The organism is Sphingobium agrisoli, from assembly GCF_041877245.1.
Classification (GTDB): Bacteria; Pseudomonadota; Alphaproteobacteria; order Sphingomonadales; family Sphingomonadaceae; genus Sphingobium.
Genome location: NZ_JBHDJI010000004.1, coordinates 1 through 17,540, shown reverse-complemented (window position 1 = coordinate 17,540; position 17,540 = coordinate 1). Strand labels below are relative to the sequence as shown.

19 protein-coding genes and 1 pseudogene are annotated in these 17,540 nt (G+C 65.1%); 11 read left to right on the top strand and 9 right to left on the bottom strand.

Translation table 11 applies throughout. The features are described 5' to 3' along the window. Positions 1 to 70: 70 nt before the first annotated feature. Both gshB and ACETPF_RS08340 read left to right on the top strand, forming a co-directional pair. Positions 71 to 1,045, top strand: a complete 975-nt coding sequence (gene gshB / locus ACETPF_RS08345) for a glutathione synthase (RefSeq protein ID WP_373933999.1) — start codon at positions 71 to 73, stop codon at positions 1,043 to 1,045. A gap of 61 nt (positions 1,046 to 1,106) precedes the next feature. Next, complete coding sequence (locus ACETPF_RS08340; protein WP_373933998.1) at positions 1,107 to 1,706, top strand: DedA family protein; 600 nt, start codon at positions 1,107 to 1,109, stop codon at positions 1,704 to 1,706. On the opposite strand, the gene ACETPF_RS08335 is transcribed toward ACETPF_RS08340, so the two are convergent. After that, a complete protein-coding gene (locus ACETPF_RS08335; protein ID WP_373933997.1) occupies positions 1,703 to 2,593 on the bottom strand; it encodes a tyrosine recombinase XerC in 891 nt (296 codons plus the stop codon). The genes ACETPF_RS08340 and ACETPF_RS08335 overlap by 4 nt on opposite strands. 160 nt (positions 2,594 to 2,753) lie before the next feature. On the opposite strand from ACETPF_RS08335, the gene ACETPF_RS08330 reads away from it, so the two are divergent. From ACETPF_RS08330 to nadA, 6 genes are all read left to right on the top strand, one after another. After that, positions 2,754 to 3,632 carry an MBL fold metallo-hydrolase gene (locus tag ACETPF_RS08330; protein ID WP_373933996.1) on the top strand — a complete coding sequence of 293 codons (879 nt, stop codon included), beginning with the start codon at positions 2,754 to 2,756 and terminating at the stop codon, positions 3,630 to 3,632. After that, entirely contained in the window at positions 3,617 to 4,327 is a 711-nt protein-coding gene (locus tag ACETPF_RS08325; RefSeq protein ID WP_373933995.1) for a DUF4230 domain-containing protein, read from the top strand. Before ACETPF_RS08330 ends, ACETPF_RS08325 begins: the two co-directional genes overlap by 16 nt. A 233-nt stretch (positions 4,328 to 4,560) precedes the next feature. Further along, a complete protein-coding gene (locus tag ACETPF_RS08320; protein WP_373933994.1) occupies positions 4,561 to 5,784 on the top strand; it encodes a GmrSD restriction endonuclease domain-containing protein in 1,224 nt (407 codons plus the stop codon). Continuing rightward, positions 5,784 to 6,566: an MAE_28990/MAE_18760 family HEPN-like nuclease gene (locus ACETPF_RS08315; protein ID WP_373933993.1), complete on the top strand. Its 783-nt coding sequence runs from the start codon at positions 5,784 to 5,786 to the stop codon at positions 6,564 to 6,566. Before ACETPF_RS08320 ends, ACETPF_RS08315 begins: the two co-directional genes overlap by 1 nt. Positions 6,567 to 6,920: 354 nt before the next feature. Continuing rightward, positions 6,921 to 7,694 carry a hypothetical protein gene (locus tag ACETPF_RS08310; RefSeq protein ID WP_373933992.1) on the top strand — a complete coding sequence of 258 codons (774 nt, stop codon included), beginning with the start codon at positions 6,921 to 6,923 and terminating at the stop codon, positions 7,692 to 7,694. Between the two features lie 87 nt (positions 7,695 to 7,781). Next, positions 7,782 to 8,762 carry a quinolinate synthase NadA gene (gene nadA / locus ACETPF_RS08305; RefSeq protein ID WP_373934283.1) on the top strand — a complete coding sequence of 327 codons (981 nt, stop codon included), beginning with the start codon at positions 7,782 to 7,784 and terminating at the stop codon, positions 8,760 to 8,762. On the opposite strand, the gene ACETPF_RS08300 is transcribed toward nadA, so the two are convergent. Beyond that, complete coding sequence (locus ACETPF_RS08300; protein WP_373933991.1) at positions 8,759 to 9,145, bottom strand: type II toxin-antitoxin system VapC family toxin; 387 nt, start codon at positions 9,143 to 9,145, stop codon at positions 8,759 to 8,761. The two genes, nadA and ACETPF_RS08300, sit on opposite strands and share 4 nt — an antisense overlap. Further along, positions 9,142 to 9,390, bottom strand: a complete 249-nt coding sequence (locus ACETPF_RS08295; protein ID WP_373933990.1) for a type II toxin-antitoxin system Phd/YefM family antitoxin — start codon at positions 9,388 to 9,390, stop codon at positions 9,142 to 9,144. The genes ACETPF_RS08300 and ACETPF_RS08295 overlap by 4 nt, the downstream gene beginning before the upstream one ends. 83 nt (positions 9,391 to 9,473) lie before the next feature. On the opposite strand from ACETPF_RS08295, the gene nadC reads away from it, so the two are divergent. Together nadC and ACETPF_RS08285 are read left to right on the top strand one after the other, a co-directional pair. Next, positions 9,474 to 10,322, top strand: a complete 849-nt coding sequence (gene nadC, locus ACETPF_RS08290; protein ID WP_373933989.1) for a carboxylating nicotinate-nucleotide diphosphorylase — start codon at positions 9,474 to 9,476, stop codon at positions 10,320 to 10,322. Further along, positions 10,315 to 11,022 (top strand): ribonuclease T2 family protein, encoded by a 708-nt coding sequence (locus ACETPF_RS08285; protein WP_373933988.1) that lies wholly within the window; start codon positions 10,315 to 10,317, stop codon positions 11,020 to 11,022. Before nadC ends, ACETPF_RS08285 begins: the two co-directional genes overlap by 8 nt. Before the next feature lie 6 nt (positions 11,023 to 11,028). On the opposite strand, the gene ACETPF_RS08280 is transcribed toward ACETPF_RS08285, so the two are convergent. The 3 genes from ACETPF_RS08280 to ACETPF_RS08270 are packed head-to-tail and all read right to left on the bottom strand — an operon-like array spanning position 11,029 to position 14,368. Then, positions 11,029 to 11,451, bottom strand: coding sequence for a DUF4112 domain-containing protein (locus ACETPF_RS08280; protein ID WP_373933987.1), 423 nt, complete (start codon positions 11,449 to 11,451; stop codon positions 11,029 to 11,031). 23 nt (positions 11,452 to 11,474) lie between these two features. Beyond that, positions 11,475 to 12,941 (bottom strand): ABC transporter substrate-binding protein, encoded by a 1,467-nt coding sequence (locus tag ACETPF_RS08275; protein WP_373933986.1) that lies wholly within the window; start codon positions 12,939 to 12,941, stop codon positions 11,475 to 11,477. A 41-nt stretch (positions 12,942 to 12,982) separates the two neighbouring features. Further along, entirely contained in the window at positions 12,983 to 14,368 is a 1,386-nt protein-coding gene (locus ACETPF_RS08270) for a carboxylesterase/lipase family protein (protein ID WP_373933985.1), read from the bottom strand. Positions 14,369 to 14,500: 132 nt separating this feature from the next. Here ACETPF_RS08270 and ACETPF_RS08265 point away from each other — a divergent pair, with 132 nt between their 5' ends. Beyond that, a complete protein-coding gene (locus tag ACETPF_RS08265) occupies positions 14,501 to 15,736 on the top strand; it encodes a hypothetical protein (protein ID WP_373933984.1) in 1,236 nt (411 codons plus the stop codon). A gap of 244 nt (positions 15,737 to 15,980) precedes the next feature. On the opposite strand, the gene rplL is transcribed toward ACETPF_RS08265, so the two are convergent. From rplL to ACETPF_RS08250, 3 genes and pseudogenes are all read right to left on the bottom strand, one after another. Next, positions 15,981 to 16,361, bottom strand: a complete 381-nt coding sequence (rplL, locus tag ACETPF_RS08260; RefSeq protein ID WP_373933983.1) for a 50S ribosomal protein L7/L12 — start codon at positions 16,359 to 16,361, stop codon at positions 15,981 to 15,983. Positions 16,362 to 16,433: 72 nt separating this feature from the next. Further along, positions 16,434 to 16,949: a 50S ribosomal protein L10 gene (rplJ, locus tag ACETPF_RS08255; protein WP_373933982.1), complete on the bottom strand. Its 516-nt coding sequence runs from the start codon at positions 16,947 to 16,949 to the stop codon at positions 16,434 to 16,436. A 388-nt stretch (positions 16,950 to 17,337) separates the two neighbouring features. Continuing rightward, positions 17,338 to 17,466 (bottom strand): annotated as a pseudogene (locus ACETPF_RS08250) (type II toxin-antitoxin system RelE/ParE family toxin); the annotation flags it as partial. Positions 17,467 to 17,540: the final 74 nt, after the last annotated feature.

Genomic DNA, 17,540 nt, shown 5'->3' with positions numbered 1-17,540 from the left:
GCATTCTCGACCGACGCTTCTCGACAGGCTCGAAGCGGTTCGAACCGAACGGTTCATGGGATCAATATGCATGACCAACCTCAACCCCCTGACCGTAGCGGTGCAGATGGACCCGATGGCGGGCATCAAGATCGCGGGCGATTCGACCTTTCACATCATGCTGGCGGGGCAGAAGCGGGGGCATCGGCTCTATCATTATCTCGCGCCGGACCTGACGTTCCGCGATGGGCGGGTGCTGGCGAAGGCGCGGCCGGTCAAGGTGCAGAAGGTGGAGGGTGACCATTTCGCCTATGGCCCTGAAGAGATGCTGGACCTGGGCCGGGACGTGGACGTGGTGCTGATGCGGCAAGACCCGCCGTTCGACCTCAGCTACATCACCGCCACGCATCTGCTGGAGCGGGTGCAGAACGAGACTTTGGTGGTCAATGATCCGGCCAGCGTGCGGAATGCGCCCGAGAAGCTGTTCGTGCTCGACTATGCGCGCTTCATGCCGCCGACGATGATCACCCGCGACCTGGCGGAGGTCCGCTCCTTCCTCGCCGAGCATGGCGAGATCGTGGTGAAGCCGCTCTACGGCAATGGCGGGGTCGCGGTGTTCCATGTCGGCGCAAACGGGGCGAACCTCTCCTCGCTGGTCGAGCTGTTCAAGGAGAAGTGGGTCGAGCCCTTCATGGTGCAGGCGTTCATTCCCGGCGTCGCGGAAGGCGACAAGCGCATCGTCCTGGTGGACGGCGAGGTCATGGGCGCGGTGAACCGGATACCGGGCAAGGGCGAGATCCGGTCGAACCTGGCGGTCGGCGGGTCGGCGGCCAAGACCGAATTGACCGACAAGGAGCGGGAGATTTGCGCGGCGCTGGGGCCGGAGCTGAAGGCGCGAGGGCTGCTGTTCGTGGGGATAGACGTGATCGGGGGCGAGTGGCTGACCGAGATCAACGTCACCTCCCCCACTGGCATCGTGTCGATCGAGGCGTTCGACGGGACGGACACGGGCGGCCTGATCTGGGACGCGATCGACGCGCGGCTGGCGGCGCGAGCGGCCGACTGAACGGACGCGCGTGTCGCGCGTTGGGCAGGCGTGATACTTTTCCAGACAATGAGCCGCTGACATGACCGACTGGGTGCTGCGCCTGATCGATGCGGGCGGCTATTGGGGCATCGGGCTGCTGATGGTGCTGGAGAATGTCTTTCCGCCCATCCCGTCCGAACTGATCATGGGCATCGGCGGCATCCGCGTGGGACAGGGGCGGATGGCGATGGAGTGGCTGCTGCTCGCCGGGACGATCGGGACGACCATCGGCAATTATTTCTGGTATCTGGTGGGGCATATCCTTGGGTTTCACCGGCTCAAGCCGCTGGTGGACCGCTATGGCCGCTGGGCGACGCTGGAGTGGCGCGATGTCGAGGCGCTCGACCGGCTTTTCGGGAAATATGGGCAAATCGTGGTGTTTGTCTTCCGTTTTCTGCCGGCGTTCAGAACGATGATCTCGCTGCCGGCTGGCCTTTTCCGCATGGGACATATGCGGTTCCTGCTGTGGACGGCGGGAGGGGCGCTGGTCTGGAACGTCATCCTCGCCTATGCCGGCTATCTGCTGGGGCGGAACTTCAATGAGGTGGACCGCTATGTCGGGCCGGCCGCCACGGTCTGCGTCATAGGGGCGGTCCTGCTCTACCTCTGGCGGCTGGCGACGTGGCGGCCCAAGGGTTAGGCGCGGGGGTGCGCGTTGCGGTAGATGTCGAGCAGGTGGGCGGCGTCGACCTGGGTATAGACCTGGGTCGAGGAGAGGCTGGCGTGGCCGAGCAGTTCCTGCAAGCTCCGCAGGTCGGCGCCGCGGCCGAGCAGGTGGGTGGCGAAGCTGTGGCGTAGCGCGTGGGGGGTGGTGCGGTCCGAGAGGCCGAGCCGGCCGCGTGCGCCTTGTACGGCGCGGCGGATCACGGCGGGCGAGAGCGGGCCGCCGCGTGCGCCTCTGAACAAGGGCTCGCCCTTCGCCGCCGGGTAGGGGCAGGCCGCGAGATAGGCGTCGATCGCGTCGCGCACTTGGCTCAGGAGCGGGACGATCCGGGTCTTGCCCCGCTTGCCGGTGACGCGGAGGGTATCGCCCAAGGGCAGGACGTCGCCGGTCAGCGCCATCGCTTCCCCGATGCGGAGCCCGGCGCCGTAGAGCAGCAGCAGCACCGCCCAGTCGCGCGCGCCGATCCAGCCTTCGCGGGCGGTTTCGGCGATGTCGGCGGCCAGCGCGACGGCTTCGTCAGGGGAGACGGGGCGGGGGAGGCCGCGCTTGACCCGTGGTCCCTTCATCTGGGGCACGCGCGCCTCCTCCCCGCCAGCGAAGCGTAGGAAGCCGCGCACCGCCGATAGCTCGCGGGCGGCCGACAGGTTGCCGATGCCGTCCATCCGGCGGTGGGTCAGGAAGGCGCGCAGGTCTGCCTGCTCCAGCGTGGCGAGGGTGGCGGCGCTGACCGGGCCGCCCCGATGCTGCTCCAGGAAGCCGACCAGCCGTTCGGCGGTGGCGACATAGGCGCGGACCGTATGCGCCGAGCGCCGCCGGTCGAGGGCGAGATGCTGGCGCCAGCGGTCGAGGAGCGGGTGGGTCATGACCGAAGGTTTAGCCGGCGCTACGGTGACGCGGAAGGGCGATTTGTACAGCGAGCTGGACACCTATACGCGCTATCGAAATTAATTAGGTAGCTAACTAATGAAATCCGGCGGAAAGCCTGCCCCTTGAAAATCCGGCGGATATGGGCACATGGAACGGATGGCGACTCCCTTCGACCCGGCCGATCTGCCGACCGGCATAGCGATGCCGCTGTCCCCTCTGGTGAACCGGGTGCTGGCGCCCAATCCGTCGCCCTTCACCTATTCCGGCACGCAGACCTATCTGGTGGGCACTCATGACGTAGCGGTCATCGATCCCGGCCCGGCCGAACCGGCGCATCTGGCGGCGCTGACCGTCGCCATCGCCGGCCGTCCGGTGGTCGCGATCCTGTGCACGCACACCCATCGCGATCACAGCCCGGCGGCGCGGCCCCTGGCGCAAGCGACCGGCGCGCCGATCATCGGCTGCGCGCCGCTGACGCTGGAGGATGACGGGCCGCGCGCCGATGCGGCCTTCGACGCGGATTACCGGCCCGACTGGGTGCTGGGCGATGGCGATCGGGTGAGCGGCGAAGGCTGGACGCTGGAGGCGGTGGCGACGCCGGGGCATACCTCCAACCATCTCTGCTTCGCGCTGGCCGAGGAGGGCGCGCTTTTCACCGGCGATCATGTGATGGGCTGGTCCACCAGCGTCATCTCCCCGCCCGATGGCGACATGACCGCCTATATGGCCTCGATGCAGCGGCTGCTGGAGCGCGACGACGCGATCTATTACCCCGCCCATGGCGATCCGGTCGAGCAGCCGCAACGGCTGGTGCGCGGCATGATGGGGCATCGCAAGCAGCGCGAGGGGCAGATACTGCGCTTCCTGGAGCGCAACGGCGTGAGTGCGATCCCCGACATGGTGGCCGAGATGTACAAGGGCGTGGACCCGCGCCTCTATGGCGCGGCGGGGCGATCGGTGCTGGCGCATCTGATCGACCTGGCGGGCCGGGGCGTCGCCGCGCCCGCCGGGGACGGGCAATGGCGGATGGCGTGAGGCGCTATGCCGGGCAGATTGCCGCCGCGCTGCTGATCCTGATCGTCGGGGCGACGATGCTGGTGGGGTGGCAGCGCTATAATCGCGACTATGTGGTGAGCGTGGAGGATGACGGGTCGGCGGTGACGAAGATCATCGCGGAGAAGATCGGAGGCACCGCTTCGCTGCGGGTGTCGCGGCTGACCGGCACGATCCAGAGCACGGCGCAGGATGTGCGCGGTTTTGGCCTGCTCAAGTCCGATCAGGTGGTGAAGATGCCCTATACGGTCGATTATGTCGTCGACCTGTCGGGGCTGACCGCGCGCGATCTGGAATGGAACGCGCAGAGCCGCACCCTGATCGTCAACGCGCCCGACGTGACGCCCGACCGGCCCAATGTGGACGAGAGCCGCCGGACCTTGGTGCGGACCAATGGCGTGTTCGTGACGCGGCAGGCAGGGGAGGAACTCAGCCGCAAGGTGTCGGCCCATGCTGCGGCGCGGGCCGAGAAATCGGCGCGATCGCCCGAGCGGATGGCGCAGGCGCGCGAATATGGCCGCGCCGCCGTCGCGAAGATCATGGCCGCGCCATTGGGGGCGATGGGCTATGGCGACGCGCGGGTGCTGGTGACCTTCCCGCCCGAGCGGCGCGGGGATGTGCGCGATCGGTGGGACGTGACGACGCCTATTAACGAGGTGCTGGCGCGGGAGCGATAGGGGCAGGCTGATAAGGTGGCCTGTCTGCGTCGCGCTTTTTCCCCCTCCGCAGGCGGGAGGGGAATATCCTCAGACGACGAGGATGAGACGCTAAAAAGGCTGCGTTGCAGTGACCGAAATTGGCCGATAGTGGAATGGCGGGTTTATGGCGGCATACGCTTGATAGCTGCCTTAACCCGCATTGCGATTGAGTATTGCTTGAAGCACACCGGCCCGCGTAACGCATTTCGACGATGAGTGGAGGTTATGTGGCCGATTCTGATGCACCCGTTGGATTTGACGACGAACCGGAGGACATCGCTGCACCCGTCCTTGCTGCTGCGGACGGGACTGATAGGGCCATAGAGCGACACTTTGAAACCGGTAGGCTGCGCGTTGTACAGGAACGAAGCGAACTTTTCTTGCCCCACGTAGTGGACTTCATTGAAAAAGATAAATGGGGCAACCTTCGTCCGGAATATCAGCGACGTCTACGCTGGGACGATACCAAAAAGTCGCGTTTAATTGAAAGTTTCATTATGAACGTGCCGGTTCCGCCGGTGTTTCTATATGAGGTAAATCTTGGTTCGTATGAAGTTATGGACGGTCAACAAAGGCTGAACGCAATTGTTGACTTCCTACAGGGAAGGTTCGCTCTCACAGGTCTTAAAATCTGGCCGAGCCTGAATGGACGTACCTTTGCTCGATTGCCTCCAATGGTAAGAAGGGGACTAGAACGGGCGAAGGTATCATCCATCACGCTTATGTCTGACTCGATCGCGTCAACCGGCGACGACATGGATCTCCGCGCCCAGGTGTTCGAACGCTTGAATACTGGCGGCGAGCGATTGAACCCTCAGGAACTTCGCAACTCTCTCTTCTCAGGATCTTTCAATCGGTTAATTGTTGATCTGGCAAGGCGACCCGAATTCACGAGTGCATGGGATATTCCGTCGCACGAAGAGCATACCACGAGTGACGGCACTCCCGATCAAGCCCTCCGTGACAATAACCTATTTAAGCGAATGCTCGATGTCGAGATCGTCCTCCGTTTCTTTGCATTTCGCGACGATAAATCAATTTCTGGCTCGGTTCGCGCGATGCTCGACAACACGATGAAGGTGCATCGCGGTGCTGACGATGCATCCATTGCAGCAATGCGAAATGAGTTTGTCGAGGCGCTCGCGCTGGCTCGCTCATTGTTTGGCGATACTGTTTTCCGACTGCCGCCGCTTGGGAATAGATCGAAGGGTCTTCTCTCAAGACCTCTTTACGACGCGCAAATGGTGGCGCTCTTTCGACTTCGCGATCGACGGGACGAAATTTTAGCGAAAAGTGGAGCAATCGCGGCTGCCGTGTCGGCGTTGGCCTCACCTAACGCGACAACGTATGACCTAATAGTCGGCCGCGGCAACACGGCAGCGTTGATCAAGGACCGCATCACGCTAGTTCAAAAAACGATCACTAGTCAGCTCTGATGGATGGGTATGACCGGGTAGAGGCTGTCTTCTGCGCTAGGATCGATGAGGTCCGTGGCAACCTACGTGTTCGCCAATCCCACGCCTTTTTCGTTCGAAATCACGCCCAGCTTTTTGCATACAGCACCATACCTTCGCATCTTAAGGCCGAGCTGCAAGCCACCATTAACCTCAAAGGTGCTTCCGAAACGGTAGTTTATCGCGGTCTTGTTCTTCAGCTATATGGCGCCTTTGAGCGGTTCGTCGCGGATTTGGCGGGAGCAGTCCTGAACGTGCTGCAGGGAAAGGCTGCGCGCTATAGCGACTTGAACGAAAGTTTGCGAAATGCTCACACTGTCGGCTCAGCGCGTCTCCTGTCGAAGCTTCAAGATCGAAACATCAATGGCGTTCCATTCAACTTCGATAACCTCCAGCTAAATTTAGCGGCATGCTTCAGTGATGACCCGAAATATCGGCTCGGCGCGGATGCCTTTACTGCCTTGCTAGGCGTGTGCACCTCGGAACGTGTTGATTCGCTGTTTGAAGCTCTAGGCATAGGCAAAGCGTTTGATGATGATCTAGGAAGGTATTCGACCATCAAATCATGGGCGAAAAACGCAGGCGCTCGGGAATCCTATAAGCTAGCGCGCGACGGCCTAAACGAACTCGTACGGCTTCGGAATCAGATCGCGCATGGATCTGGCGATCCGGAAGTTCTCGACTCGCAAGTTGAGGAAGCCGCTGTATTCCTTACAGTTCTGAGCAGCGCCATGATTGCGAAGGCACGTTCGAAAACATTGTAAAAGTGATCCAAGGTAGCAAGCAACTTTTGTTTGTACCAGTCTCCGGTGCGTAGGGGCAGGTTTTAGGATTTGGACGATGTTGCGCGAATGGCCGCAATTGGCGCGTTGCGGCTCTAACTTTTCGACTGACGGAATGTCCGCAAATCCACCCCTTCCGTCATGCCGGCGATGGCTGGCATATTTGTTCTTGGGGAGCGCTTGAAGAAAAGGGTGATCCCAGCCTTCGCTGGGATGACGGGGAATTGAAGTTGGGCACTCGATCTCCCTCAAAGCGGTTCCGTTTCAGGAAGATGTTGGCGTTTGTCGCCCGCGATGGTAGCATTTTCCCGTCAGGCAAATAGAGGCGGGGGCGGCATGGCGACGCGGGTATCGGGGGCGGGGGTCGTGTTTAACTCCGAGCATCGCTTCTTCTTCGTCAGCGCCTGTCTCATGGCGCTGGTGCTGGTGGCGGGATTTTCGACCAATATCCTGTTTCAGCGGTCGAGCTTCGCGGTGCCGGCGCTTTACCATATACATGCCGTCACCTTCTTCGGCTGGGTGGTGCTGTATCTGCTCCAGACCGGCCTTGTCGCGACCGGATCGCGAGGCTTGCACAAGCGGCTGGGCTGGCTGGCGCTGGCGTGGGTGCCGGCGATGGTGGTGCTGGGCATCGCGATCACGCTGACCGTCATCCGCTCCACAGGCGGCCCCTTCTTCTTCGCGCGCGACGAGTTTCTGATCGGCAACCCGATCGGCATCCTGACCTTTGCCGGGACCGTGTTCTGGGCGATCCGGCTGCGGCGGCGCACCGACTGGCATAGCCGGCTGATGCTGTGCGCGATGGCCTCCGTGACCGGGCCGGGGTTCGGGCGGCTGCTGCCGCTGCCGCTGATGATGCCGCTTGCCTGGGTGATGTCGGCGGTGGTGTTTCCCGCGCTGTTCATCCTCGCGGGGATGGTGCGGGACAAGCGGCGGATCGGGCGGGTGCATCCCGCTTATCTCTGGGGGCTGGGCCTGCTCGCGGGGACGCAGATCGTCGCGGAGGGAATCGCCTTCAGCCCCGTGGGCCGGGCGATCGGCGACGCGGTGACCGCCGGCACGCCGGGCGGGGCGCGGCCGCTCTATGCGGATTGGCCCAAGCAACCCTGATCGCGTCCTTGATCCCTTAGGCGCTCCGGCCTATCTGCGCCGGCAGAGAAGCGAGACGGAGTAAGCAGGGTGGACGCACGCGGCGGCATGGGCGGATCATTGCAGGGGCTGGACCTGCGCGCGGAGATCGACCGCCTCCGCAAGGAGCGCAACGCCGTCATCCTGGGCCATTATTACCAGAAGCCTGAGATTCAGGATCTGTCGGATTTCGTCGGCGATAGCCTGGAGCTGTCGCGCAAGGCGGCGGAGACCGATGCGGACGTCATCGCCTTTTGCGGCGTGCGCTTCATGGCGGAGACGGCCAAAATCCTCAGCCCCGAAAAGATCGTGATCCTGCCCGACATGGACGCGGGATGCAGCCTGGAGGACAGCTGCCCGCCCGCCCAGTTCAAGGCATTCCGCGAGGCGCACCCGGATCATATTGCGCTCAGCTACATCAACTGCTCGACCGAGGTGAAGGCGCTGTCCGACATCATCGTCACGTCGTCTTCGGCGGAGAAGATCGTCGCGCAGCTGCCCAAGGATCAGAAGATCATCTTTGGCCCGGACAAGCATCTGGGCGGGTATCTCAAGCGCAAGCTCAATCGCGACATGCTGCTGTGGCCAGGCGTGTGCATCGTGCACGAGGCGTTCAGCGAGACCGAATTGCTGAAGCTCAAGGCCCAGCATCCCGGCGCGCCGGTCGCCGCTCACCCCGAATGTCCGCCCTATATCGCCGACCATGCCGACTATATCGGGTCGACCAGCGGCATATTGACCTATGCGCGGACCATGCCGGGCGACACGCTGATCGTCGCGACCGAGCCGCATATCATCCACCAGATGCGGAAATCCGAGCCGACTAAGAATTTCATCGGGGCGCCGGGGGCGGACGGCAACTGCAACTGCAATGTGTGCCCCTATATGGCGCTCAATACGCTGGAGAAGCTGTATCTGGCGCTGCGCGACCTGACCCCGCGGATCGAGATGGACGAAGGGCTGCGGCTGGCGGCGAAGAAGAGCCTCGACCGGATGCTGGACATGGCGAGCGGGACCGTGGGGCAGGGGGATTTGGGGGCGCGGCCCTAATCCCAGAGCGTCATGCAGGGGAAGGCGGAGAAGGCGGGGTCGGCGGTCAGCAGGGTCAGACCTTCGATTTCCGCCTGCGCAGCGAGAAGGCGGTCGAACGGGTCGCCGTGGAGCATAGTATAGCGTCCGGCGCGTAGCGCGTGCGCCAGGGTCACATCCAGCGCGACGAAGCCATCTGCTTCCAACGCTTCCGCAAAGGCGTCCATCGCGACGCCAGGGTCCAATTTGCCCAGCCGGTGCTTGGTGGCGATTTCCCAACCTGAAGCGGCGCTGACGAACAGCTTGCCGGCAGGGCGGACCAAATGGTCTATAGACTTGCCGAGCCGCTTGCGATCATTTGCCCACCACCAAATCAGCACATGACTGTCGAGCAGCAGGTTCAATCGCCTCGCCCCTCCCAAAGGCGTAGCTCTTCCTCGGGCAAGGGATCGAAGAACGCGGAGTCGTCATAAACCATCTGCCCCTCGAAACGTCCGGGCTTGCGATCCGGGCGTTTACTGGCGATCGGCACCAGCTTCGCATAGGGTTTGCCCGCTTTTGACAAAATGATCTCCTCGCCGGCGTGAGCACGCGCGAGCAGCTTGGAGAAATGGGTTTTCGCCTCATGGACGTTGATGATCGCGTTCATGGTGCAAAGGTGGACTAAGTCATGGACTAAGTCAATGGGAAGCGGGTTGCGGTGGCGTGGCTTGTCCGTCTACAGACCTCACCATGACCTTCTCCCTCCCCGGTTTCGACCTCGACGCCTTTATTGCCGCCACGCTTGCCGAAGACCTAGGGCCCGATGGGCGCGATCTCACCAGTGAGGCGGTGATCCCGGCCGATGCGCTGTTCGATGGCGTGATGGATAGCCGGGACGCGGTGACTTTGGCAGGGTTGCCGATCGCGGTGGCTTTCTTTCGCGCGCTCGATCCCGGTGTCGAGATCGAGATGCTGCATCGGGATGGCGAACAGGTCGCGGCCGGCACCGACCTGCTGCGTATTCGGGGCCGGGCGAGGGCGATGCTGACGGCGGAGCGGTCGGCGCTCAACACGGTGCAGCATCTGACCGGGATCGCGACGATGACCCGCGCCTATGTCGATGCGATCGCGGGGACGGGGGCGACCCTGCTCGACACGCGCAAGACGATACCGGGGCTGCGGGTGCTGGAGAAATATGCCACGCGGATGGGCGGGGCGACCAATCATCGCATGGGGCTGTGGGACGCGGCGATGATCAAGGATAATCATGTCGCCGTCGCCGGGTCGGTCGGCGAAGCGGTGCGCCGCGCGGTCGACGCGGGGGTCGCGCGGATCATCGTGGAGGTGGACCGGATCGACCAAATCGAGCCGGCGCTGGGCGCGGGGGCGACGCATCTGCTGCTCGACAATATGGACGCGGCGATGCTGCGCGAGGCGGTAACCCAGGTCGATGGGCGGGTGCCGACCGAGGCGTCGGGCGGGGTGACGCTGGAAACGATCCGGGCGAAGGCGGAGACGGGCGTCACCTATATCAGCGTCGGGCGGCTGACCCAGTCGGCGCCGGCCGCCGATATCGGGCTGGATTTCGCCTATGCGTAAGGCGCTGCTTGCCCTGCTTGCGCTGGCTGCGCCTCTGCCTGCTTTGGCGCAGGCGGGGCAGTGCCGGCTGCCGTCGGTCATCCCGCGCCCGCATGTCGAGGGGCCGACCGCCGACGAGCCGAAGCGGGTGCTGCCGATCGGCTATTATACGCTGGCGGTCAGCTGGACCCCGCAATATTGCAGGACGTCGCGCGGCGGGGCGCGCGATGCGTTTCAGTGCGGGTCGGGCAATCGGTTCGGCTTCACCCTGCATGGCCTCTGGCCCGACGGCTATGGCAAGGAATGGCCGCAATATTGCAAGCCGGCGGGCGTGCTGCCGCGCAAAGTGGTGCGCGACCATTTGTGCGCGACGCCATCGGTCCAGCTGATCCAGCATGAGTGGGTGAAGCACGGCACCTGCATGCCGACGACGCCGACGAAGTTCTTTACGCTGTCGCGCAAGCTCTACCATGCGTTGCGCTACCCCGACATGGCGGCGCTGGCGCGGCGGGATACGCTGTCGGCGCGCGATTTCGCTCAGGCGTTCGCGGCGGAGAACAAGGGGATGGTCGCCGACGGGCTGCGGCTCAACCTGACGCGCGACGGGGCGCTTAGCGAAGTGTGGATCTGCATGGACAAGCGCTATCGCTACATCGCTTGCCCGCCGCAGCAGGGCGGGGTGCGCGATCGCGCGCGAGTGATGATCGCACCGCCGGCCTGAGGCGCCTCAGCCGTCGATCGTCACGGTCGAGGGGTGGTGCCGGTCGAGATGCCGGCGGATGATGCGGAGGTTTTTCGTGTTCGATTTGTAGAAGAAGTCGAACACATCGCCGGCAAAGGGGATCGCGCCGACCAGCGTGTCAAAGCCGACATTGGCGGCCATGCGCGTGAGTTGCCATTTCGACATGCCGAGGTTGCGGGCTTCCCACACGATCCAGGCGCCCATCGCCGCCGTGGCGAGATCGCCTACGACGGGTACGAGGCCGATCAGGCTGTCGAGGCCGACGCGGCGCTGCGTGCCGGGGATGACGAACAGCCCCTCCAGCATCGCCTCCATCGCCTCGATCCGGCGGCGGACCGAGGCGGGATCGCTGCCGAAACCGGGCATGTCGCGCACCATCTGGTCGAACTGGTTGGGCGAAATCGCCATGATGCCTCTTCTCCTTCAAGCCCCTAGTTGGTGCTGCGGAAGAGGTGGTTCAATGGGTGGCGCGCGCGGGGCGAGGGCTGGAAGCCGCTGAGGCGGCGGGATACGAGCGACCAGCGCACCGGCGCGCCCAAGGCGATATAGCCGTTATGCGCCACCATCAGCGCTTCGGCCTCCGCCATGCGGGCGGCGCGTTCCTCAAGGGTGCTGGCGAGGCTGGCGGCCTGGAGCTGCGCGTCGGCAAGGGGACTGCAATGGACGTTCCGGGCACAGCCGACGCGGCCCAGATACCAGATCGCGCTGTCATAGGCGGCGACTTCATCGACGAGGCGCAGGTCTGCCGGCGCGCGGCGGTCCACCCGCTGCGTGGCGAGGCCGATGGCCGCCAGGTCGCGCGCCAGCAGCGCGTAGAGCAAGGTCGATCCCGGCCCCTTCGGCAGGGCGATGCGGATCGGCGGCGCATCGCCATTGTCGGCGCGCCAGCGCCGGACGCTGGCCGCGCCGAGCGCGCGTCGCTGGTCGAGCGGGAGCGCGGCCCAGTCGGGATCGGTGGGCGGGCGCGGCAGGTCCATCTGGTCGGGCAGGATGCGCTGGCTGGTCGCCCAGCCGCCCAGGGGGAAAACAGCGGGCAACTGGCTGCGGTCGATCGCCATGTTGATCGCGGCGCGGATGCCGCCATCGTCCATGAGCTTGCTCGTCCCCGTGACCGCGAGGCCGAGCAGTCCCTGCACGGGATCGATCCGCACATCCTTGCGATCGATCCCCGCCGGCACCAGCAGCGGCAGGTCCGAATAGCGGCCGCCCAGGACCAGTGCGGCGTCGCCTTCGCGGAAGCGGACGATGGCGAGCGCCGCCCGTTCGGCGCGCAGCACGCGGGTCTGCCAGGCCGGGATCGCCGCGTCCTCCTCCAGGCCGGTGCGGTCGATGGGGGTCAGGAACAGCGCCTTGCCCTGGGACAGCGGGCGATAGGGGCCGGTGCCGCCGTCGCGCGAGAGGATCGCCATCTGCGGCTGGGCCAGCATCTGGAGCACGAAGGGGCGGGGCGCGGCGAGGCGCAGTTCGATCACTTCGCCGGTCATGGGCACCACCGCCTGTACCGCATCGAGCGGGCCGTTGGGGTCGAGTTTCCGCAGCATGTCGATCCGCGCCATCAGCATCCGCGCGACATCGGGCGCGGTGACGCGCGACCCATCCGCCCAGGAGGCGCGGCGCAGGCGGAAGATGTAGCTGCGCCCGTCGTCCTGCACGATCCAGCGCTGGGCGAGCGCGGGCAATATCTCGCCATTCGCGTCGAACCCGACAAGCCCCTGCGCGGTCGCCTCCAGGATCAGCTTCGCGCCGGGGTCGGGGAGGTTGGGGAGGGGCTTGGCGAAATCATCGCGGTCGCCGATGACGCTGACGACGACAGGCCCGCGCCCTTCGTCCGAGCAGGCGGCAAGCGTCAGGGTGGCGCCAAGCGCAAGGCAGCGGACAAGGGCGAAGACGGTGGGCATGGGCGATCAGGTTTAGCCCGTGCCGCCCGCGCCGCCAACCATCAAGGATGGGGGGCGGCGATCGCCTTGCCGGCGGGGGCGAAGATCATCACCGCGTCCCCCGCCCTCTCGAAGCGCGGCCAGGCGGGCAGGCCCGATCCGTTGGGATCGCCCGACTTCACGAAATTGACGAGATAGGTACTGATCGTGCGGCCCATGGCGTCGTCACGAGCGGTGGTGGCGTTGCCATATTTCACATGCTGGGTGTCGAAGAAATAGGGGATGTCGCTGGCATGTTGCGCGCCGGGCGTGGCGATGCTGTGCGCGACATAATCGAAATAATAGGCATAGACGGGCACCTTCCGTGCGGCGAGCGTGCCGGCGACCTGCCGCGCGCCGGCGATCATGAAGCCGGTCGGGCCGCCGATATCGGCGCTGGTTGCGCCGACCATCACCGGCACTTGCGCGAAGCGGCCGGCGGCATAGGCGGCGGTGGGCGACACCGCGACCGTCCCGTCGGCATAGGGGCCGACATAGTCGGCGCGCGGCTGCGACAGGGTGGCGAGATTGAGATTGTCGATCACCTGTTCGCCGGGCAGGGCGCGGAGGCGGGCGAGGGCGTCGGGGCTGTTTGCGGGCACGCCCTTGCCGGTTGCGAAAGCCTGTCCCGCCTGTTCCGCCGCTGCATTGCCCGCATCGCCGCGGAGCGACCCGTCGCCGCCGGACAGGATGACGGCGCGCGCGAAGAGGCCCTGCGCCAGCGGCGAGGTGAGCAGCGCATGGACTGACATGCCGCCAGCGCTTTCGCCGATGATCGTCACCTGCGCCGGATCGCCGCCGAAGCGGGCGATGTTGCGCTTCACCCACTGGAGCGCCGCGATCTGATCCATGAGGCCATAATTGCCGGTGAACCCCTTGTCCTCTGCGGCGGCGCTCAGCGCGGGATGGGCGAAGGTGCCGAAGCGGCCGAGCCGATAGTTGAAGCTGACGACCATGATGCCCTGCTTCGCCAGCGGCGCGCCCGAATAGGTCGGCGGCGAGGAGCCGCCATTGACGAAGCCGCCGCCATAGATCCAGACCATCACGGGCAGCGTCGCCGGCGCGCCGGCGGGTTTCCAGATGTTGAGATACAGGCAGTCCTCCGATGGCGGGGTGCCGAGCGGGGCGGCGTCGCTGGGGAAGGGAAGCTGCATGCAGTCGTTGCGATAGGCGGCCGCGTCCCGCACCCCGTCCCACGCCTGCGCGGGTTGCGGCATCCGCCAGCGCAGCGCGCCGACCGGGGGCGCGGCAAAGGGAATGCCCTTCCAGCTTTCGACCCCGTCCCCCGCTACGCCGCGCACCGCGCCGCGATCGGTGGCGACGGTCAGCGGGCTGGTGGGCGTTTGCGCGAGGGCGGGGGACGCGCCGAGGGTAAGGAGGGCGAAGAGGGCGGCCTTTGTGGAGGACATGATCGGGTCTCCGACATTTGATCTTCGCGCCTTTAGAGGCGCCTGGCCTGTGAAACGCAACGGTTCTACGACCATCGGCTTATCCGATGTTCCGGCAACGGGATATCAAGGGAATTGCGGGATAAGGGCGGGATGGAGACCGTTGCCCTTGCCCCGCCGATGCGCCGCCTGCCGCGCGCCTGGCGGATCGACCTGCCTGGCGGGGCTTGGGCGATCGTCGCCGTCTATGCCGCGATGCTGATCGGCGTGGCGCTGGCGGTGCCCTTTCCCAACTGGATCGACGAGCTGGGGCATTTCTCGATGATCCGCGCGCACGTCGACGCGCCCACGCTGTTCCCTGACTGGAGCAGCTATCGGATGCTCGACGTCGCGGACCTTTCGCGCTGGTCGGACGATCCCAATTATATCAATCATCCCGCGCTCTATTATCTGCTGCTCGCGCCGCTCTTCGCTCTCAGCGCCGATCCGCTGCTGTTTCGGCTGGTCAATGCGGCGATGGCGGCCGGCGCGCTGGTGCTGATGCTGGTGACGGTGCGGCGGCGGTGCGGGGACGCGGTGTCGCCGGTCTGGTTCGGCTTCGCGGCGGCGGCTTTTCCCAAGGCGGTCGTGGTGGGCGGGGCGATCAACAACGACAATCTTGCGATGCTCGCCGCATCCTTCCTGTTCGCGGGCGTCATGGGGATGCCGGGGGCGGGGTGGTGGCTGCTGGCGGGACTTGCGATGGCCGGCTGGACCAAGCTGACCGCCTTCGTGGCGCTGAGCGCGGTTGCGGGCTGCTGGCTGGCGCTGCGGATGGTGCGGGGGGAGGTGCGCTGGTCCGATCCGCTGATCGGGTGCGCGGGCGCGGGCGTGATAATTGGGGCGGTGCCTTATCTGGTCACGCTGGCGCGGACGGGAAGCCTCGTCTGGGTCCATGCCGCGACCTGGTATGTGCCGCCGGGCGAGCGGGCGGCGCTCGATTTTCCGGGCTTCGTGGCGTATTTCCTGCGGACCGTGGCGCATAAATGGTCGGCGGCGGAGGGGGCGTTCCCGGTCTGGGTGGTGGCGGCGGTGCTGGCGCTGATGGCGGGGACGGCGGTGCTGGGCGCGCGGGCGCGGGTGGCGCGACTGCCGGTGCTGGCCTATGGCTTCGGGACCGCCATGCTGTTCGCCATCCACCTGATCTTTGGCTGGCGGAGTTTCGAGGCGCTCGGCGATCTCACTATCGCGCAGGCGCGCTATTACAACATCCTCTGGCCGGGCGTCGCGCTCGGCATCGCGGCGGGGTTGACGGCGGCGGAGCTGCGGTGGCGGCCGGCGCCCTGGATCGTGGCGGTGCCGATGGCGATGATGACGCTGGCGGGGGCGGTGCTGATCGTGAGCCTTTGACTCCAGGTCACTGGGTCTTGAGTGTAATCCGTTCGTCCTGAGTAGCCCTTGAGCAACGTCGAAAGGGCGGTCGGAGTACCGGGCCTTGGCATAGATGCTTCGATACGGGCGTTCGACTTCCCTCAGTCCCTACTCAGCACGAACGGAATGTTTTGGCTTGAGACGGAACCACCAAGAAACGGAAAAGGCGGCCCCCGGTGGGAGCCGCCTTCCATGTGTCTATCCGGCGGACCGGAAAAACAGCTTACTTGAGCTCGACGGTCGCGCCGGCTTCTTCAAGCTGCTTCTTGACCTTCTCGGCCTCGTCCTTGCTGACGCCTTCCTTGACGGCCTTCGGCGCGCCTTCGACCAGCGCCTTGGCTTCGGTGAGGCCCAGGCCGGTGATGGCGCGGACTTCCTTGATGACGTTGATCTTCTTGCCGCCGTCGCCGGTCAGGATGACGTCGAATTCGGTCTGCTCTTCAGCAGCCGGAGCGGCGGCGGCGCCACCGGCAGCCGGGCCGGCAACGGCGACGGCAGCGGCGGCCGAAACGCCCCACTTTTCTTCCAGAGCCTTCGACAGCTCGGCGGCTTCGAGGACGGTGAGGGCCGAGAGCTGGTCGACCAGAGCGTTGATGTCTGCCATTTGTCTATTTCCTTGAATGTGGGGCGAAATGCCCCGTCAGATTTGGGTACAAAACCGGAGGGTCGCGGCGACTTAGGCCGCTTCCTTCTCCGCATAGGCGTTGAAGACACGCGCAAGCTGCGCGGCCGGCGCCTGGGTGACGGTTGCGAGCTTGGTAGCCGGGGCGACGATAAGGCCGACCAGCTTGGCGCGCAGTTCATCCAGCGACGGCATCGACGCCAGGGCCTTCACGCCCTCCGCGTCGAGCAGCACTTCGCCCATCGCGCCGCCGACGATCTCGAGACGATCGTTGGTCTTGGCGAAATCGATCGCAACCTTGGCGGCGGCGACCGGATCGGCCGAGGTGGCAAGGCCGACCGGGCCGGTGAGCAGGTCGCTCAGGCCAGTATAGGCGGTGCCATCCAGGGCGATGCGGGCGAGGCGGTTCTTCGTAACCTTGTAGGACGCGCCGGCTTCCCGCATCTTCTGGCGCAGGACGGTCGACTGGGCGACGGTCATGCCAAGGTTGCGGGTCACGACGACCACGCCAACCTGTGCCAGCTCTGCGTTCAGCGCGGAAACGACCTCAGCTTTCTGATTACGATCCATGCCATTACTCCACTTCATGTCCGCTTGGGGCGGTGAGGCCCTGCGCGGACGGCTTCAAACCCGCGCCGGAAGGCACGGGGTGTTTGGTCCGAAGGGGAGAGATCGACCGGCCCGTATCCAAGGAACAGGCGGACGCCGAATCGGGCGTGTCCGCCCGTCCGGCAAAGAGCTTTTCCCCGTCTAGGCTGGAGATTAAGAAGGGCAGATTCCCTTCACCAACTGTCTCGGACGGAAGACAGGCGGGGGCTGCCCGCCGGTCTGCTGGCGGGCGCATAGGGGAAAAGGCGGGCGGTGTCACGCGGAAAGTGGGCGAAGGATCGCGGTCGCGCGTCTCCCGCGACGTTCACATCCTTGTCGGGCCATGGCGCGAAGCATCGGGCTCATCCAGTCACCCCAGCATGTCTTCACGAAAGCGGTCGATTTGGTGCATGCGTTCATGCAGGATCGTGACGATACCCACCGCGCCATCGGACAGCACACGCCAATAAATATAGTGGTGCTCGTATCGGGTGTAATACTAAGGTGCGTTGAGGCTGACTCACGCGGGGGATTCCCAAGCTCGTGAAAATCTGATTCGACGTAGCAGGCACG

Excerpts from the sequence above, each read along its gene's own strand:
- gshB (WP_373933999.1), top strand. The coding sequence starts at position 71 with ATGACCAACCTCAACCCCCTGACCGTAGCGGTGCAGATGGACCCGATG.
- ACETPF_RS08340 (WP_373933998.1), top strand. The coding sequence starts at position 1,107 with ATGACCGACTGGGTGCTGCGCCTGATCGATGCGGGCGGCTATTGGGGC.
- ACETPF_RS08335 (WP_373933997.1), bottom strand. The coding sequence starts at position 2,593 with ATGACCCACCCGCTCCTCGACCGCTGGCGCCAGCATCTCGCCCTCGAC.
- ACETPF_RS08330 (WP_373933996.1), top strand. The coding sequence starts at position 2,754 with ATGGCGACTCCCTTCGACCCGGCCGATCTGCCGACCGGCATAGCGATG.
- ACETPF_RS08325 (WP_373933995.1), top strand. The coding sequence starts at position 3,617 with ATGGCGGATGGCGTGAGGCGCTATGCCGGGCAGATTGCCGCCGCGCTG.
- ACETPF_RS08320 (WP_373933994.1), top strand. The coding sequence starts at position 4,561 with ATGAGTGGAGGTTATGTGGCCGATTCTGATGCACCCGTTGGATTTGAC.
- ACETPF_RS08315 (WP_373933993.1), top strand. The coding sequence starts at position 5,784 with ATGGATGGGTATGACCGGGTAGAGGCTGTCTTCTGCGCTAGGATCGAT.
- ACETPF_RS08310 (WP_373933992.1), top strand. The coding sequence starts at position 6,921 with ATGGCGACGCGGGTATCGGGGGCGGGGGTCGTGTTTAACTCCGAGCAT.
- nadA (WP_373934283.1), top strand. The coding sequence starts at position 7,782 with ATGGGCGGATCATTGCAGGGGCTGGACCTGCGCGCGGAGATCGACCGC.
- ACETPF_RS08295 (WP_373933990.1), bottom strand. The coding sequence starts at position 9,390 with ATGAACGCGATCATCAACGTCCATGAGGCGAAAACCCATTTCTCCAAG.
- nadC (WP_373933989.1), top strand. The coding sequence starts at position 9,474 with ATGACCTTCTCCCTCCCCGGTTTCGACCTCGACGCCTTTATTGCCGCC.
- ACETPF_RS08285 (WP_373933988.1), top strand. The coding sequence starts at position 10,315 with ATGCGTAAGGCGCTGCTTGCCCTGCTTGCGCTGGCTGCGCCTCTGCCT.
- ACETPF_RS08280 (WP_373933987.1), bottom strand. The coding sequence starts at position 11,451 with ATGGCGATTTCGCCCAACCAGTTCGACCAGATGGTGCGCGACATGCCC.
- ACETPF_RS08275 (WP_373933986.1), bottom strand. The coding sequence starts at position 12,941 with ATGCCCACCGTCTTCGCCCTTGTCCGCTGCCTTGCGCTTGGCGCCACC.
- ACETPF_RS08270 (WP_373933985.1), bottom strand. The coding sequence starts at position 14,368 with ATGTCCTCCACAAAGGCCGCCCTCTTCGCCCTCCTTACCCTCGGCGCG.
- ACETPF_RS08265 (WP_373933984.1), top strand. The coding sequence starts at position 14,501 with ATGGAGACCGTTGCCCTTGCCCCGCCGATGCGCCGCCTGCCGCGCGCC.
- rplL (WP_373933983.1), bottom strand. The coding sequence starts at position 16,361 with ATGGCAGACATCAACGCTCTGGTCGACCAGCTCTCGGCCCTCACCGTC.
- rplJ (WP_373933982.1), bottom strand. The coding sequence starts at position 16,949 with ATGGATCGTAATCAGAAAGCTGAGGTCGTTTCCGCGCTGAACGCAGAG.